11 protein-coding genes are annotated in these 14,951 nt (G+C 71.6%); 7 read left to right on the forward strand and 4 right to left on the reverse strand.

The genetic code is table 11. The features are described from left to right. Positions 1-8: 8 nt before the first annotated feature. From ACFQS2_RS04165 to ACFQS2_RS04180, 4 genes are read right to left on the reverse strand one after another with little or no spacing between them, the layout of a single operon-like run. Positions 9-1,034 (reverse strand): AAA family ATPase, encoded by a 1,026-nt coding sequence (locus ACFQS2_RS04165; RefSeq protein ID WP_377792829.1) that lies wholly within the window; start codon positions 1,032-1,034, stop codon positions 9-11. After that, positions 1,031-2,191 carry a DUF4350 domain-containing protein gene (locus ACFQS2_RS04170; protein ID WP_377792830.1) on the reverse strand — a complete coding sequence of 387 codons (1,161 nt, stop codon included), beginning with the start codon at positions 2,189-2,191 and terminating at the stop codon, positions 1,031-1,033. The genes ACFQS2_RS04165 and ACFQS2_RS04170 overlap by 4 nt, the downstream gene beginning before the upstream one ends. Next, positions 2,188-2,835 carry a DUF4129 domain-containing protein gene (locus ACFQS2_RS04175; RefSeq protein ID WP_377792831.1) on the reverse strand — a complete coding sequence of 216 codons (648 nt, stop codon included), beginning with the start codon at positions 2,833-2,835 and terminating at the stop codon, positions 2,188-2,190. The genes ACFQS2_RS04170 and ACFQS2_RS04175 overlap by 4 nt, the downstream gene beginning before the upstream one ends. Further along, positions 2,832-3,974 carry a glycerophosphoryl diester phosphodiesterase membrane domain-containing protein gene (locus ACFQS2_RS04180; RefSeq protein ID WP_377792832.1) on the reverse strand — a complete coding sequence of 381 codons (1,143 nt, stop codon included), beginning with the start codon at positions 3,972-3,974 and terminating at the stop codon, positions 2,832-2,834. Before ACFQS2_RS04180 ends, ACFQS2_RS04175 begins: the two co-directional genes overlap by 4 nt. A 124-nt stretch (positions 3,975-4,098) precedes the next feature. Between ACFQS2_RS04180 and mtrA the strand changes: the two genes are divergently transcribed. The 7 genes from mtrA to secA all read left to right on the forward strand — a co-directional run bounded on the left by mtrA (position 4,099) and on the right by secA (position 14,933). Next, positions 4,099-4,794 (forward strand): MtrAB system response regulator MtrA, encoded by a 696-nt coding sequence (gene mtrA, locus ACFQS2_RS04185; protein ID WP_377017342.1) that lies wholly within the window; start codon positions 4,099-4,101, stop codon positions 4,792-4,794. Positions 4,795-4,810: 16 nt separating this feature from the next. Beyond that, positions 4,811-6,508, forward strand: coding sequence for an MtrAB system histidine kinase MtrB (gene mtrB / locus ACFQS2_RS04190; protein ID WP_377792833.1), 1,698 nt, complete (start codon positions 4,811-4,813; stop codon positions 6,506-6,508). Next, positions 6,505-8,208: an LpqB family beta-propeller domain-containing protein gene (locus tag ACFQS2_RS04195; RefSeq protein ID WP_377792834.1), complete on the forward strand. Its 1,704-nt coding sequence runs from the start codon at positions 6,505-6,507 to the stop codon at positions 8,206-8,208. The genes mtrB and ACFQS2_RS04195 overlap by 4 nt, the downstream gene beginning before the upstream one ends. Positions 8,209-8,352: 144 nt before the next feature. Then, positions 8,353-9,135, forward strand: coding sequence for a ComF family protein (locus tag ACFQS2_RS04200; RefSeq protein WP_377017348.1), 783 nt, complete (start codon positions 8,353-8,355; stop codon positions 9,133-9,135). 241 nt (positions 9,136-9,376) lie between these two features. Next, positions 9,377-10,135 (forward strand): ribosome hibernation-promoting factor, HPF/YfiA family, encoded by a 759-nt coding sequence (gene hpf, locus ACFQS2_RS04205; protein WP_377017350.1) that lies wholly within the window; start codon positions 9,377-9,379, stop codon positions 10,133-10,135. 115 nt (positions 10,136-10,250) lie between these two features. Then, complete coding sequence (locus tag ACFQS2_RS04210; protein WP_377017352.1) at positions 10,251-11,774, forward strand: winged helix-turn-helix domain-containing protein; 1,524 nt, start codon at positions 10,251-10,253, stop codon at positions 11,772-11,774. A 99-nt stretch (positions 11,775-11,873) separates the two neighbouring features. Next, a complete protein-coding gene (secA, locus tag ACFQS2_RS04215) occupies positions 11,874-14,933 on the forward strand; it encodes a preprotein translocase subunit SecA (protein ID WP_377017355.1) in 3,060 nt (1,019 codons plus the stop codon). Positions 14,934-14,951 lie beyond the last annotated feature (18 nt).

Consider the following 14,951-nt stretch of genomic DNA (forward strand, 5'->3'; position numbering starts at 1 on the left):
CGCGTCCCTCAGCGGGGCACCGGGACGGAGGCGAGGGTCGCGGCGAGCACGGACTCGACCTGGGTTCCCTCCAACTCGGACTCGGTGGTCAGGCGGACGCGGTGGGAGAGCGTGGCCGGGGCCATGGTCTTGACGTCGTCGGGGGTGATGAAGTCACGGCCGGCGAGGTAGGCCCAGGCGCGCGCGGTGCGCAGCAGGGCGATCGCGCCGCGGGGGGAGACACCGAGCGAGAGACTGGGCGAGCGGCGGGTGGCACGGCACACGTCGACGATGTACTGGACGACCTGATCCTCCGCGACGACGCGGGCGACGTCCTGCTGGGCACGGTGCAGGGACGGCACATCGACCACGGGGCCCAGTCCCATCGCGGCGAGGTCGCTGATGTCGAAGCCCTCCGCGTGGCGGCGCAGCACGTCGATCTCGTCGTCGCGCTCGGGCAGCGGCATCACGGCCTTGAGCAGGAACCGGTCCAGCTGCGCCTCCGGCAGGGCATAGGTGCCGTCGAACTCGATGGGGTTCTGGGTGGCGATGACCAGGAACGGGTCCGGCAGCGGACGGCTCGCCCCGTCCACGGTCACCTGCCGCTCCTCCATGGCCTCCAGCAGCGCCGACTGGGTCTTCGGGGGAGTGCGGTTGACCTCGTCGGCCAGCAGCAGGTTGGTGAACACCGGGCCCTCACGGAAGACGAGGTCGCTGGTGGTGTTGTCGTAGATCAGGGACCCGGTGATGTCGCCGGGCATCATGTCCGGCGTGAACTGGACGCGACGCATCCGCACGTCGAGAGCGGCGGCCAGGGACCGCACCAGGAGCGTCTTCGCGACCCCGGGCACGCCTTCGAGGAGCACGTGCCCACGGCACAGGAGAGCGACGACGAGGCTGGTCACGGCCGCTTCCTGCCCGACGACGCCCTTGTGGATCTCGGTGGCCAGACCCTGCAGCTGATCGCGGGTGTCCACGTCGACGGCGGGGCCGGTGGTGGGACCTGCGTCTGCAGTCCGGGGCGGGTGCGGTGCGGCGGGGGTGGGGTCGGTCATCGGTCGATCTCCTTCTCGAGACTGTCCAGGTCCTGGGCGAGGCGCACGAGGTCCTGGTCGCTGGTGACAGGGGTGGGGCCGAGCAGCGTCCGCAGCTGCTCGGGGGTGCGGTCGACATGGGACGCGAGTGCTGCGATCAGGCCGTCCAGAGCGGATTCGCGGCGCAGGCCGAGGCGATCGGCGAGCCGGGTCGAGGCCGCCGAGCGCAATGCCGTCGCGGCCGCGTCCCGCGCTTCGGCCTGCTGCAGCAGGCGGGCCCGTCCCAGGACCAGCTCCTGGGGGCGGACCGTGACCGGCAGGGGCTCGACCACCACGGGGCCGAAGCGCCTGCCCAGCGCGAGCAGCGCGATCGTGCCGGCTACGAGGATCCACAGTGCCAGCGGACCGGCCCAGTCGGGCAGGTACGTCAGGATGCTCTGCGCGCCCGAGTTCATCGGGTCGCTGGCCGAGGGCAGGTACCAGCTCAGCTCGCCGGAATCGCCGAGAGCATTGAGGACGACGGCGGAGTTGTCGGCCTCGCCGACGCCGTCGTTGGTCAGCAGATCCGCGCTGCCGAGGACCAGAAGACGGTCCTCGCCCACCACCAGGGCCCCGTCACCGGAGAGGAAGCAGTTCTCGCCCCCCTCACCGGCGCGGTACAGGGTGGAGCGCCCCCGCAGCCCGTCCTCACCGGGCACCCGCAGCTGGCGCGCCCCGTGGGCGAGATCCCCGCAGCCGGCACCGGCCTCCAGCTCGGTGGGGCTGCGGAGGGCGCCTGCGGGACTGATCCCCGTGCTCAGGGAGGACAGCGTCATCTCGTCCGGCTGCACCAGCACCATGCGGCCGCCCCCGTCCTCGTGGGCCTCGGCCAGGGCGTCGAGCTGTTCGGCGGTGAGGCTGTTCGGGGCCGCGACCAGCACCGTGCGGCCGGCCCGGAGGGAGTCGGCGGTATCGGCCGTGAGACGTTCGACCTGCACGTCGACGCCGAGATCTCCGAGCACCTGGACCACGGCCTTCGAGCCCTGTCCGGTGGGCGCATCGGGCTCCAGCGGTCCGTCGCGGTAGATGCCGCGGGCGATGGAGGCCACCACCGCGGCGACCACCGCGAGCGTCACGAGCACGATGAGCCAGGGGCGGCGGCGCCCTGCCTCGGGGCGGGGAGCGGCCGGCGAGCTCATGAGGCGGCTCGTTCGTCGGCGGCCGACAGGTCGGGGGTCGACTCGGAGATGTATTCGGCCAGACGCAGCAGGTCGTCGGCCTGCTTCGGCGACGTCGCGCGGCGGGAGTAGGCGGCGGTGTCGAAGGCATCTGCCCCGCGCAGCAGGCGGCCGCGAAGGTCGGGGAAGGACTGGGCGGCGCGGTTCGCGGCCTCGTGCGCCGTCATCCCGGCGGCCACGTCCAGCAGGGTGCGCTCGTCGAGATCGCGCACCAGCGCGCGCAGGGCGAGCACCGTGCCGTCGTCCGTCCGGCCCGCATCGATGGCGGAGCGGGCCGACGCGCGCAGCTCCGAGGCGCTGAGCACCGGCTGCGCATCGAGTCCCGCGGGGACGGCGAGGGTATGGCTGCGGCGGATCAGCCCGGTGCGCCGCAGCACCAGGAACGCCGCCAGCAGCAGGGCGAGAGCCACGGCGACGGCGAGACCGGCCTGGGCGGCGGAGGAGCCGTCGATGCCGTCGACGAGGTTCGTCAGCCACCGCTCGATCACGCCGAGCAGCCAGCTGACGAAGCCGGGGGAGTCGTCGTACTCGGATTTGGACAGCTCCTCGAGGATGCGGGAGCGGGCCTCGTCCGGGTCCAGGGGCGGGGGGCCGGCAGGGTTCATCGCATGCCGCCGGTGTCCCAGTTCTCCCGCGAGCGCCGCGTCAGCTCGACGTCCCACGCCTCGTGCCGCATGCGGTTGTCGGCGTAGACCGCCGCGAACCCGGCCGAGAGGAACGGCGCCAGCAGGAACGTCGCGATGTAGCTGCCGATCATGGTGATGAGTGTGAGCACGGTCATGGCGACCACGAGCGCCTGCATCGAGCTGCCCAGGAGGATCGCGACGTAGACGATGCCGCCGACGAACCCGAACACGCCGGCGACGACCTGCAGGGCGATGGTGTAGACGAGGTAGAGCAGCGCACCCGTCCCCAGCACCCGCCACAGCCGGCGCCCCCGGGTCATGGCGAAGCTGCGACGCAGTGACCCCAGGATCCCGGCGTCCTCCACCACCAGTGCCGGGACGGCCAGGATCGTGCGGGCCCAGATCCAGATCATGGCCAGCACGCCGAGGGCCAGCCCGAGCAGGACCGCGCCGATCGTGACGACGCCGGCCTCCTGCACCAGCAGCACCGGCAGCGCGCCGAGCGCCAACGGCACGGAGAAAGCGAGAATCGAGGCCACGGCGATCAGGGCGCTGATGGCTATCGCCGGCACGGCCAGGCGCCGGGCGGTGGACCACATCTGCGAGCCGGAGACGGGTTCACCGGTGGCCTCGCCGATCGCGACGCGGGTCAGGGCCACGGTGACCAGGGATGCGGCGAACATCGAGATGATCCCGGAGATCGCCGAGGAGACGACGGTCAGGACGAGATCCGAGGCATCCGGCCCGATGGGCGCCGCATCCGGGTTGTCCATGGTGGCCTGCATCTCACCGATGAACGGAACCATCCCCGCCCCGGTCAGGACCGTCGTCAGAGCGAACGCGACGCCGTAGACGGCCGCTGCGAGCCCGAGGACGGTCTTCGCGCGCAGCCGGTAGATCCGCACGGCGGCGCCGAACACCTCGCCGAGGCTCAGAGGCCGCAGCGGGAACAGCGGGACGTTCTCGGCCAGCTCCCGCCGTGGTCCCCCAGGGTGGCCCGCCTCGCCGTTCGCGCCCCCGGGCACCTCGTGAGAAGCGTCCTCGGAGGTCTCCGGGGCTCCGGGGCCGGGCTGATCGGAGCTCCCGCTCGTTCCCGGTGCGGTCCATCCGGTGCTCATCGGTTCCTCCTGCTGCTGGTGCCGTCCTGGGCTCTCTCCTGGGCCCTCGCAGGACAACTTACGGACTCCCGGCCCGGTACCCGATCCGACGAACGTCGATGACCATGTGTCGTGCGGTGGCACAATGAGGCGCATGACGACGCCTTCACGGATCCTCGTGGTCGACGACGATCAGGCGATCGCCGAGATGGTCGGCATCGTTCTGCGCGGCAAGGGCTACGAGGTCGCGACCTCCCCCGACGGCGCCTCCGCACTGGAGACGTTCCCGCGACTTCGCCCCGACCTCGTCCTGCTCGACCTCATGCTCCCCGGGATGGACGGGATCGAGGTGTGCCGGCGGCTGCGCCGGGACTCCGGGGTGCCGATCATCATGCTCACCGCGCGCACCGACACCGCCGACGTCGTCGAGGGCCTCGAGGCCGGCGCCGACGACTACCTCACCAAGCCCTTCGAGCCCGAGGAGCTGGTCGCCCGCATCAAGGCGCGGGTGCGCCGGGTCGAGCCGCCCACCACGGAGCAGCTGAGCATCGGCGACCTCGTCATCGACGTCGACGGGCACGAGGTGCGCCGGGGCGATGAGCTGATCTCGCTGACGCCGCTGGAGTTCGATCTGCTCACCCAGCTCGCCCGCAAGCCGTGGCAGGTCTTCACCCGTGACGTGCTGCTGCGCGACGTGTGGGGATACCGGCACAGCGCGGACACCCGACTGGTCAACGTGCACGTCCAGCGGCTGCGCTCCAAGGTCGAGCACGACCCCGAGAACCCGCGCATCGTGGTCACCGTGCGCGGCGTCGGCTACCGCGCCGGGGGCGTGTCCTGACATCGCCGGAGGATCCGTGATCACCCGGGCCGCACCGGCGACGCGCGCGGCGGATCCGCGCAGCTGGCCGCTCGCGCTGCGCGTCGTGCTGGTGACCACGCTGCTGTCGATCGTCTCGATGCTCGCCGTCGGCGCCTACCTCTCCTCCGTCATCGCCGACGGCCTCTACGAGCAGCGCCGCGACCGCGTCCTCGAGGAGACGGTGGAGGTCCGCCGCGACCTCACCGAGACCCTGGGGCAGCTCTCCGGCGCCACCAGCACCCAGCAGCAGGATGCGGCGAACGCCTTCGTCCAGACCGCGGGCGGCCAGGGCGGCGGTGACCGCCGCGAGGTGGCGCTGGTCCCGGTGCAGACCTCCGGCGTCGCCTTCCCGGTCGCCTCCTCGGACCGAACACTGTTCGACGAGGTCGATGAGGACTTCACCGCCGCCATCGCCGATCAGCCCGACGCCGTCTCGTGGCGATCGATCGGCCGCGAGGACAGCGAGGGCAACACCGAGCCGGCCCTGCTGGTGGGCACCCGGGTCCTCGTGCCCGGCGTCGGATCCTACGACCTCTACCTGGTCTACTCCCTGCAGGAGGAGCAGGACACCCTCGCCTTCGTCCAGCGCGTGATCCTCGGCGGCGGGGCCGTGCTGCTCGCCCTGATCGTCGGCATCGCGATCGTGGTCGCCCGCATGGTGACCACACCGCTGAAGCGGGCAGCGGGAGCCGCGGAGCGACTGGCCGGAGGGGACCTGACCAGCCGCGTCGAGGTCGCCGGCGCGGACGAGCTGGCCAGGGTCGGGGAGTCGTTCAACGACATGGCCCGCAGCCTGGAGTCGAAGGTCGAGGACCTCACCGAGCTCTCCCGGGTCCAGCAGCGCTTCGTCTCCGACGTCTCCCACGAGCTGCGCACGCCGCTGACCACGATCCGGATGGCCGCCTCGGTGCTGGACGGCAAGCGCGACGAGCTGCCCGGGGAGCTCCAGCGCACCGTGGAGCTGCTCTCGGCCCAGGTCCAGCGCTTCGAGGTGCTGCTGACCGACCTGCTGGAGATCTCCCGCTTCGATGCCGGCGCCGCCGAGCTCGAGGCGCAGCGGGTGGATCTGGACGCCCTGGTGGTCCGCGCCGTCGATGACGTGCGGCCGCTCGCCGGTGCCCGCGGCTGCCTGCTGGACGTCCGCCTGGCCGGGGAGGGGATGGACGCCGTGGTCGACACCCGGCGTGTGGACCGGATACTGCGGAACCTGCTGACCAACGCGATCGAGCACGGGGCAGGCGGTCCCGTGCTCGTGGAGACCGGGTTCAGCGACGACGCGGTCGCGGTGGTGGTCCAGGACCACGGCCACGGGATCTCCCCGGAGGCGGCCGAGCGCGTCTTCGACCGCTTCTGGCGCGCCGACCCGTCCCGGGCGCGGACCCTCGGCGGCACCGGGCTGGGGCTGTCGATCTCCGTCGAGGATGCCGGACTCCACGGCGGCTGGCTCCAGGCCTGGGGCCAGGAGGAGGAGGGAGCCGTGTTCCGGCTGACCCTCCCGCGCCGGCCCGGCGGCGCCCTGGCCCGCTCCCCGCTGCGCCTGGAGCGCTCCTTCGACCGTGACGCCCGCGAGAGCAGCTCGAGCACACCCACCGGGGAGATCCTCATCGGCCCCGGCCTGGTCCCCGACCTCACCGAACCCTCCGGCGAGCCCGGCCCGGGCCCCGGCTCCACGACGGCAGGAGGAGAGCGATGATCCCCGCCCGACGCGACATTCTGCGCGCGGCAGGTGCCGCGACCGTGCTCGGCCTCGGTGCCGCCTGCGCCCGTATCCCGACGTCGTCCCCGATCGACAGCCGTCCCTTGAGCGCACGCTCCCAGCCCGGCGTCCCCTACGTCCAGGCGCTCCCGCCGCCGGCGGACGCCACGGCGGAGCAGGTCGTCTCCGGCTTCGTGCAGGCCGGGGTGGGATCCGAGGGCGACTTCGCCGTCGCCCGCGAGTACCTCACCGACGAGCTCAGCGAGGTCTGGGAGCCCACCGCCGGGATCACCGTCTACTCCGGCAGCCGAGAGCTGGAGGTCGAGGCGATCAGCGACACCGAGATGGTGCTCGTTCTCGAGGTCCTCGCGCTGGTGGACTCCGAAGGCGTGCGCAGCCTGCTGGCGGGACCGACCTCGCGGGAGATCGAGGTCGGCGTGGAACTGGTCGAGGACCAGTGGCGCCTCAGCGACGTGCCCGATGGGATCTTCCTGTCCGAGGCAGCCTTCGAGACCCTGTACGCCCCGGCGCGGCTCTACTTCATCGATGCCCGTTCCCAGCACCTCGTGCCCGACCACCGGTGGTACCCGCTCCAGCGCGGCGCGGAGGCCGTGCTGGAGGGACTCCGCGGCGGCCCGGTCGACTTCCTCGACGGAGCCGTGCACACCGAGGTGCCCGGCAATTCCGGAGTGGCCGACACCGAGGTCTCCACCGGCGCCGACGGCACCGCACAGCTCACGGTCCCCTCCGCGGTGGCCTCGCTCGCTCCGGGCCGCAGAGCGCTGGCACTGACGCAGCTGGAGTCCTCGCTGCGCTCCCTGCGCACCCTCTCGGGGGTCCGGCTGGTGCGGGACGGGGCAGACTTCGCTCCGAGCGAGGACGCCGGGATCGAGCGCGCTCTGCCGGGGCACCGCCCGATCGCGGCAGGTCCGACGGGCGTCATCTCGCTCGCCGATCCCGGGACCGACGCCCCCGCGACCCAGCTGGTTCCGGACCTGGCCGAGCTGGCGCTGAGATCTCCGGTGATCGCCCAGGACGGGGTGCTCGCCGCGGCCCTGACCAAGGAGGCCTCGGTGGTGCTGCTCGCCTCGACCGACGGCTCCGTGCCGCTGCGTGAGGCTGCCACCGGGGGCCTGTTCGTCCCTCCCCGGGTGGATGACGCGGGGTACGTGTGGACCTCCACCCGCTCCAGCGCCGGTGTGCTGATGGCATTGTCCGCCGACGGACCCGAGAGCGACGCCAAGGTCGACGCCCCATGGCTGGACGGCCGCGAGGTCCAGGAGCTCGACGTCGCCGCCGATGCCACCCGGATGATCGTGCTCTCCTCCGACGCCGGCGGGTCACGGCTGGACCTGTGCTCGGTGATCCGTGACGGCAACGGGGTCCCGCAGTCGGTGACCGAACCGGTCCAGGTGCGCACCTTCCTCTCGGACGTGACCCAGGCCAGCTGGTACGACGAGATCGCGGTCATCGTGCTCGGCTCCGATCCCGGCACGGGCGAGCAGCGCGCTCAGATCGTGGATTTCGCCACCGGGCGCGAGCCGCTCCCGTCGCTGCGACCCGACACCGACCGCATCGCCGGCACCGTCGTCGGCGAGACCATCTGGGCCGGCACGGCCGACGGCTCCCTGCTGCGCAACGACGGGGACGGGTGGACCACGGTCGACCTCGAGGCCCGCGACCCCTGGTTCTACTGAGCGGGCGGCTCCGGTGAGTCGGTCGTCCTCGGCAGCGCGCGGCACCGCTGATCGGCTCGTGCCACCTGTCCTCCCCACAGCTCGTCCGTCCCCGAACGGCCCCGGCCCCTCGTGCGCCGGGTCGGCGTGCGATGGGATCGGGAGATGGACGATGCGAGAGGCGGTCTGCTGCCGAGGATCCGTGAGGTCGCGGCCCAGACCTGCGCACTGGTCGCGCCGCGGCAGTGCCCGTGCGGCACGGACGGGGCCTGGCTGTGCCCGGGCTGCGCCGCGGCGCTGGAGTCCCCTCCGGTCCGCGTCGAGTCCTGCTGCGATGCTCTCCAGCAGCTCTCCGCGGCGCGCGTCCGCGAGGAGGGGGCGCACCGTCCCGCCGGCGTGGACCACACCAGCCTGCTGCCCGTGCTCGCCCTCGGGGAGTATGCGGGCGACCTGCAGCGCATGGTGCTCGCCTGGAAGAACGGCGGGATGCTCCATCTCGGCCGCCGGATCGCGCCGGCCCTCGCCCCGGCGGTCACCACCCTGGCGGCCGAGGCGCGGGTGAGGCGCCCCCTGCTGGTGCCGGTGCCCTCGCGCCGCAGCGCCCGGCTGCGCCGGGGCGAGGATCACACCGGCGAGCTGGCCCGGGACCTGGCGCGGCTGGGCGCGGGCCGGGCCCGGCTGCTGCGAGCAGTTCCCACCACCGGCCAGGAGGGGCAGGGAGCCCGGCAGCGCCGCACCCGTCGGATCCGGCTGTCCCCGGCGGCGGCCCGGCGCGCCGGGGAGGACCGCGCCCCGGTGGTGATCGTCGACGACATCGTCACCACCGGCGCGACCCTGCGCGGGATGCACGAGGCGCTGACCGAGGCGGGGGCGAGGGTGCTCGGCGCCGTGGTCATCGCCTCGGCGCGCGTTCCGGCACCGGCCGTGCCGCCGGGCGCAGCACCGTGAAGCGATGGCCGCACCCTCCTGCGGGAACACGGCGGATCCGCACGGACCCCATGCAGCGCACGCCGGGATTTTTTTTGGTCCCAGGGGCGCAAGGCCAGGAAACGTCGAGCAAAACGTGGCATGCTGGTGCGTCTCGTCACAGGATGACGAGTCCCTCTCTCTCAGGAGGTGCGCACCCCAGCCGACGAGCCACTGCGGCCGGGCTCAGAGCGGCCGCACCCGGATTGGAGGAGAACATCTCATGGAGATCAATGTCGTCGGACGTCACATGGACGTCCCGGATCGTTTCCGTCGCCATCTCACCGACAAGCTCGACAAGGTCACCCAGTTCGCCCCCACGGCGCTGCGAGTGGATGTGGAGATCTCACAGGAGAAGAACCCCAGGCAGAGCGAGCTCAGCGACCGTGTCGAGCTCACCGTCCATGACAACGGCGCCGTGATCCGCTCGGAAGCGCGGGCGGACGACCTCTTCGGCGCCCTCGACATCGCCTACGGGAAGCTGCTCGAACGCCTCCGCCGTGCCAGGGACCGGCGCAAGGACCGTCACCGCGGTCGCGACCGCGCCCATCACGGAACCGGTGCCAGCGTGCGCACCATGCCCGCGGACCAGGAACTGCCCGTCCCGCTCCAGGAGACGCCGGTGGAACCCGCCACCGAGCCGCGGGCCGCCGCCGGCGCAAGCGTCTCCGGGGCCGACGGGACCCGGAGAGAGACCGATGATCCCGAGCGTCCCGAGAACCCGGACCAGTCGGAGGCTGCGAACCCTGCGGACGTCTCCGAGCTGGATGTGGCCGAGTCCGGCAGCCCCGTGGTGATCCGCGAGAAGAAGCACCCCGCCACACCCATGGCCGTCGATGATGCCCTGTACCAGATGGAGCTCGTCGGCCATGACTTCTTCCTCTTCGTCGATGCCGACTCCGGCAACCCCAAGGTGGTCTACCGCCGCAAGGGCTGGAACTACGGTGTGATCGAGCTCGATTCGGAGCTGCAGTCGTCCTGAGACCCCGAGACGCCTCCGGGCGGGAGGAGCGAGATACGCGCCCTCCCGCCCGGTGCTGTGGGACCCCTCGTCCCGAACCCTCCGTCCCCGCACCGCCCGACAGGGAGACCCACTGGTGACCTCCACGATCAGCTGGACGCAGGCACGGCGCATCGCCCTCCGCGCCCAAGGGATGGGGCCCGCGCGCCGTACGGCCGTCCCGTCGGCGGCCGCCAGTCGCCGCGCGCTGGAACGCACCCTGGCCCGCACCCATCTGCTCCAGATCGACTCCGTCAGCATCTTCGCCCGCGCCCACCACCTGCCGGTCTTCACGCGCACCGGCAGCTGGGACCCCGCGGTGCTGGATCGGCTGGCCCGCCCCGGCCCGGCCCGACTGGTGCGCGAGGCCCTCGCCCACGAGGCGGCCTATACGACCCACGAGGTTCATCGCCTGCTGGCCTTCCGCCGTCGCGCCGCGGCCCGCCAGGACTGGGGCGCAGTGCGCGCGGCCGCGGCGTCCTCGCCGCAGCTGCTGGCGAACATCCTCGCGACCCTCCGTGAGCTCGGCCCCGCGAGCGCCGCGGCCGTGTCCCGGCATCTGGGCGACACCGAGCGCGGCGACGGGTGGGGGTGGCGGCGCACCTCCAGCCAGTGGGCCGTGGAGTACCTGTTCCGCTCCGGAGCGCTGGACGCCGTCGGCCGCAATTCCCAGTTCGAACGGCTCTACGTGCTCGACGAGGACGCGGCCCCGTCCGCGCTCGACCCTGCGACGGCCGGCGAGCAGGATGAGTCCGGCAGCTCGGGGGAGGAGCCGACGGCCGAGGCCCCGGAGGTCTCTGGCACGCCGGGTGCACAGAACGAGGCCGACGCGGTCCGGGCGCTGGTGGCCCTGGCGGCCCGTTCGCTCGGCATCGCCGACGTCGGGGCGCTCGCCGACTATTTCCGGCTGCGGATGCGCGAGGCGCGGCCCGCCGTCGAGGATCTGCTGGCCACCGGGGAGCTCACCGAGGTCGAGGTCGTCCACCCTGCCGGTCGCCTTCCCATGCTGCTGCACCGGGAGGCGCCGCGGCCGACCCCGTTGCGCACCGCTGCCCTGGTCAGCCCCTTCGACCCGATCGTCTTCCACCGGCCGCGGCTGTCCCAGCTGTTCGACGTGGAGTACCGCATCGGCATCTATACCCCCGCACACCGCCGCACCACGGGGTACTACTCGCTGCTCTTCCTGCAGGGGGACGTCATCCCGGCTCGGGTGGATCTCAAGGCGGACCGCGCCCGCGGCGTGCTCGAGGTCCGCGGCACCTTCCGCGAACCGCTGCCCCACCTGCCCTCGCGACAGCGTCCCGGGGATGACTCCGTGGCCCGGGCGCTGGCGGGGGAACTGCAGCGCGCGGCCCACTGGCAGGGACTCGAGCGGATCGATGTGCTCACCGGGCCCGGGACCGGCGAGCTCGCCCGTGCCCTGGCCGAGCACGTGGAGGCGGCGACCTGGGCCCCGCCGGCGTTCACAGCAGACTCAGCGGACGCAGCAGACCCAGCGGACGCAGCAGACGCGGAGGATCTGACACCGTCTGCCATAGACACCGCAGATCCTCCCACCGGCACCGCAGATCGTGTCCCGGCGGTGTCCGCCCGGGTCGCCGCGGACGGCGCCGCGCAGTGACGGTGCCCGCATCCCGTCATCTCCACTTGCCCTGACGCTTACGATGGGTCAGGCACCAACCGTCCGCGAGGACGTATACAGACATTCACGGGAGCACGAGTGGTCAACCTCTTCGACAAGATCCTGCGCGCCGGCGAAGGCCGGGAACTGCGCCGGCTCGAAGTCATCGCGCGGAAGGTGGGTCAGGCTGGGGACGTCTTCAGCGAACTCAGCGACGACGAGCTGCGGGAGGAGACCGACCGCTTCACGGAGCGGCTGGAGGACGGCGAGACCCTTGACGACATTCTGGTCGAGGCCTTCGCAGCGGTCCGCGAGGCGGCCGACCGCACCCTGGGCCAGCGCCCCTTCGACGTGCAGATCATGGGCGGTGCCGCCCTGCACCGCGGCAGCATCGCCGAGATGAAGACCGGTGAGGGCAAGACCCTGGTCGCCACCCTGCCCGCGTATCTCAACGCGCTGGCCGGCAAGGGCGTCCACATCGTCACGGTCAACGACTACCTCGCCGGCTACCAGAGCGATCTGATGGGCCGCGTGTTCCGCAGCCTGGGCCTGACCACGGGGGTCATCAAGTCCGGCATGACTCCGGCCGAGCGCCGTGAGCAGTACGCCGCCGACATCACCTACGGCACGAACAACGAGTTCGGCTTCGACTACCTGCGCGACAACATGGCGCTCTCGCCGGACGACCGGGTCCAGCGCGGGCACAGCTTCGCGATCGTCGACGAGGTCGACTCCATCCTCATCGACGAGTCCCGGACCCCGCTGATCATCTCCGGCCCGGCCAGCGGTGACGCCAACAAGTGGTACAGCGAGTTCGCCAAGGTCGTGAAGCTGCTGCGCCGTGACCGCGACTACGAGGTCGACGAGAAGAAGCGCACCGTCGGCGTGCTCGAGTCCGGGATCGACAAGGTCGAGGATCACCTGGGCATCGAGAACCTCTACGAGTCCCTGAACACGCCTCTGATCGGGTTCCTCAACAACGCGATCAAGGCCAAGGAGCTGTTCAAGAAGGACAAGGACTACGTCATCCTCAACGGCGAGGTGCTCATCGTCGACGAGCACACCGGCCGCATCCTTGCCGGCCGTCGCTACAACGAGGGCATGCACCAGGCCATCGAGGCCAAGGAGGGGGTGAAGATCAAGGCGGAGAACCAGACTCTGGCCACGATCACCCTCCAGAACTACTTCAAGCTCTACGACAAGCTCGCGGGCATGACCGGTACGGCCGAGACCGAGGCCGCCGAGTTCATGAACACCTACTCCCTCGGTGTGGTGCCCATCCCCACGCACAAGCCGATGCAGCGCGAGGACCAGCCCGACCGCATCTACCGCACCGAGAAGGCGAAGTTCGACGCCGTGGTCGAGGACATCGTCGAGCGCCACGACCGGGGACAGCCGGTGCTGGTGGGCACCACCAGCGTCGAGAAGTCGGAGTACCTCTCCAAGCTGCTGACCGCGCAGGGCGTCGACCACGAGGTGCTCAACGCGAAGAACCACGCCAGTGAGGCCGCCATCATCGCGATGGCCGGCGCCAAGGGCGCCGTCACCGTGGCCACCAACATGGCCGGTCGCGGCACCGACATCATGCTCGGTGGCAACGTCGAGTTCATGGCGCACGCCGCGCTGGAGAAGCGCGGTCTGGACGCCGAGGAGGACCCTGAGGCCTACGAGGCCGCCTGGGACGAGGAGCTGGAGAAGGCCAAGGAGGCCGTGGCCGAGCAGCACGATGAGGTCGTCGAGCTCGGCGGCCTGTACGTGCTGGGCACCGAGCGCCACGAGTCCCGCCGCATCGACAACCAGCTGCGCGGCCGTTCCGGCCGCCAGGGCGACCCGGGCGAGTCCCGCTTCTACCTGTCCCTGCAGGACGACCTGATGCGCCTGTTCAACTCGGGCGCGGCGGAGTCCCTGCTGGCCCGCGGCGGGGTCGACGAATCGATCCCACTGACGGGCCGCATGGTCTCCGGCGCCATCCAGCGTGCCCAGAACTCCATCGAGTCGCGCAACGCCGAGATCCGCAAGAACGTCCTGAAGTACGACAACGTGCTGACCAAGCAGCGCAAGAAGCTGTACGAGGAGCGCGCCCGCATCCTCGAGGGCGAGGACCTCGACGAGCACGTTGAGCGGTTCATCGACGAGGTCATCGGCGGCACCATCGACGCTCACACCAAGGGCAAGAACCCCGAGGACTACGACCTCGAGGAGCTGTGGGGCGCGCTGCGCCCGGCCTACCCGGTCTCGATCACGGCGGAGGAGCTGATCGAAGAGGTCGGCGGCAAGGAGGACCTCACGGCCGCCGTGCTCAAGGAGGAGATCCTCGCCGACGCCCGCGTCGCGTACGAGAAGCGCGCCGAGGAGCTCGGCGAGGAGGGTCTGCACCAGCTGCAGCGGCGAGTGCTGCTGTCGGTCATGGACCGTCGCTGGCGCGAGCACCTCTACGAGATGGACTACCTCAAGGAGGGCATCGGCCTGCGAGCCATGGCCCAGCGCGACCCGCTCATCGAGTACGAGCGCGAGGGCCACCTGATGTTCAACGAGATGATCGCGGGCATCAAGGAGGATGTGGTCGGCTACATCTACAACCTCGAGGTGCAGGTCGAGAAGACCGAATCCGTGGTCCCGCAATCGGTGAGCAACCTGCTGCGCCCCTCCGGCGGCCAGAAGGCCGTGGTGGGAGCGGCGGCAGCGTCGAGCAGTACCGGCACGTCCGCGGCTGCCGATGGTGAGGCCGCCGACGAGGCGGCGGACGACGGGACGGCCGACGCGGGGGCGGGCATTGACAGCTCGGGCTCGGCGACAGGCGCCGACGCCGACACTGAGGCCGAGGCCGACGAGCCCCAGGCGGCGACTCCGGAGGAATCCGCTGAGGAGGCCGACGCGCCTTCGGACGTCCTCGCGGAGGAGAACCAGGTCGTGATCACCGCCAAGGGTCTGGATGACCGTCCCAGCTCGGGGCAGCTGCGGTACACCTCGGCGGAGGGCACCGGCGTCCAGGATGACTCGACGCTCTCTCGTGCCCAGCGTCGCCGACAGGCACGACGAGCCAAGAAGGCTCCCGCCGGCGAGCGCGCCGTCAGTGATACGCCGCAGGACAAGCCGGAAGGCGCTCCCACGGGAGCCGGGCAGAACCGGTCCCAGCGCCGCAGTCGCCGCCGGCGCTGATCAGGCTCGCCCGAAGGG

This window comes from Brachybacterium sp. GCM10030267 (assembly GCF_042666875.1).
GTDB lineage: Bacteria > Actinomycetota > Actinomycetes > Actinomycetales > Dermabacteraceae > Brachybacterium.

Coding starts and splice junctions, on each gene's coding strand:
- ACFQS2_RS04200 (WP_377017348.1), top strand. CDS start 8,353: ATGGACGATGCGAGAGGCGGTCTGCTGCCGAGGATCCGTGAGGTCGCG.
- ACFQS2_RS04195 (WP_377792834.1), top strand. CDS start 6,505: ATGATCCCCGCCCGACGCGACATTCTGCGCGCGGCAGGTGCCGCGACC.
- ACFQS2_RS04165 (WP_377792829.1), bottom strand. CDS start 1,034: ATGACCGACCCCACCCCCGCCGCACCGCACCCGCCCCGGACTGCAGAC.
- mtrA (WP_377017342.1), top strand. CDS start 4,099: ATGAGGCGCATGACGACGCCTTCACGGATCCTCGTGGTCGACGACGAT.
- ACFQS2_RS04180 (WP_377792832.1), bottom strand. CDS start 3,974: ATGAGCACCGGATGGACCGCACCGGGAACGAGCGGGAGCTCCGATCAG.
- ACFQS2_RS04170 (WP_377792830.1), bottom strand. CDS start 2,191: ATGAGCTCGCCGGCCGCTCCCCGCCCCGAGGCAGGGCGCCGCCGCCCC.
- hpf (WP_377017350.1), top strand. CDS start 9,377: ATGGAGATCAATGTCGTCGGACGTCACATGGACGTCCCGGATCGTTTC.
- ACFQS2_RS04175 (WP_377792831.1), bottom strand. CDS start 2,835: ATGAACCCTGCCGGCCCCCCGCCCCTGGACCCGGACGAGGCCCGCTCC.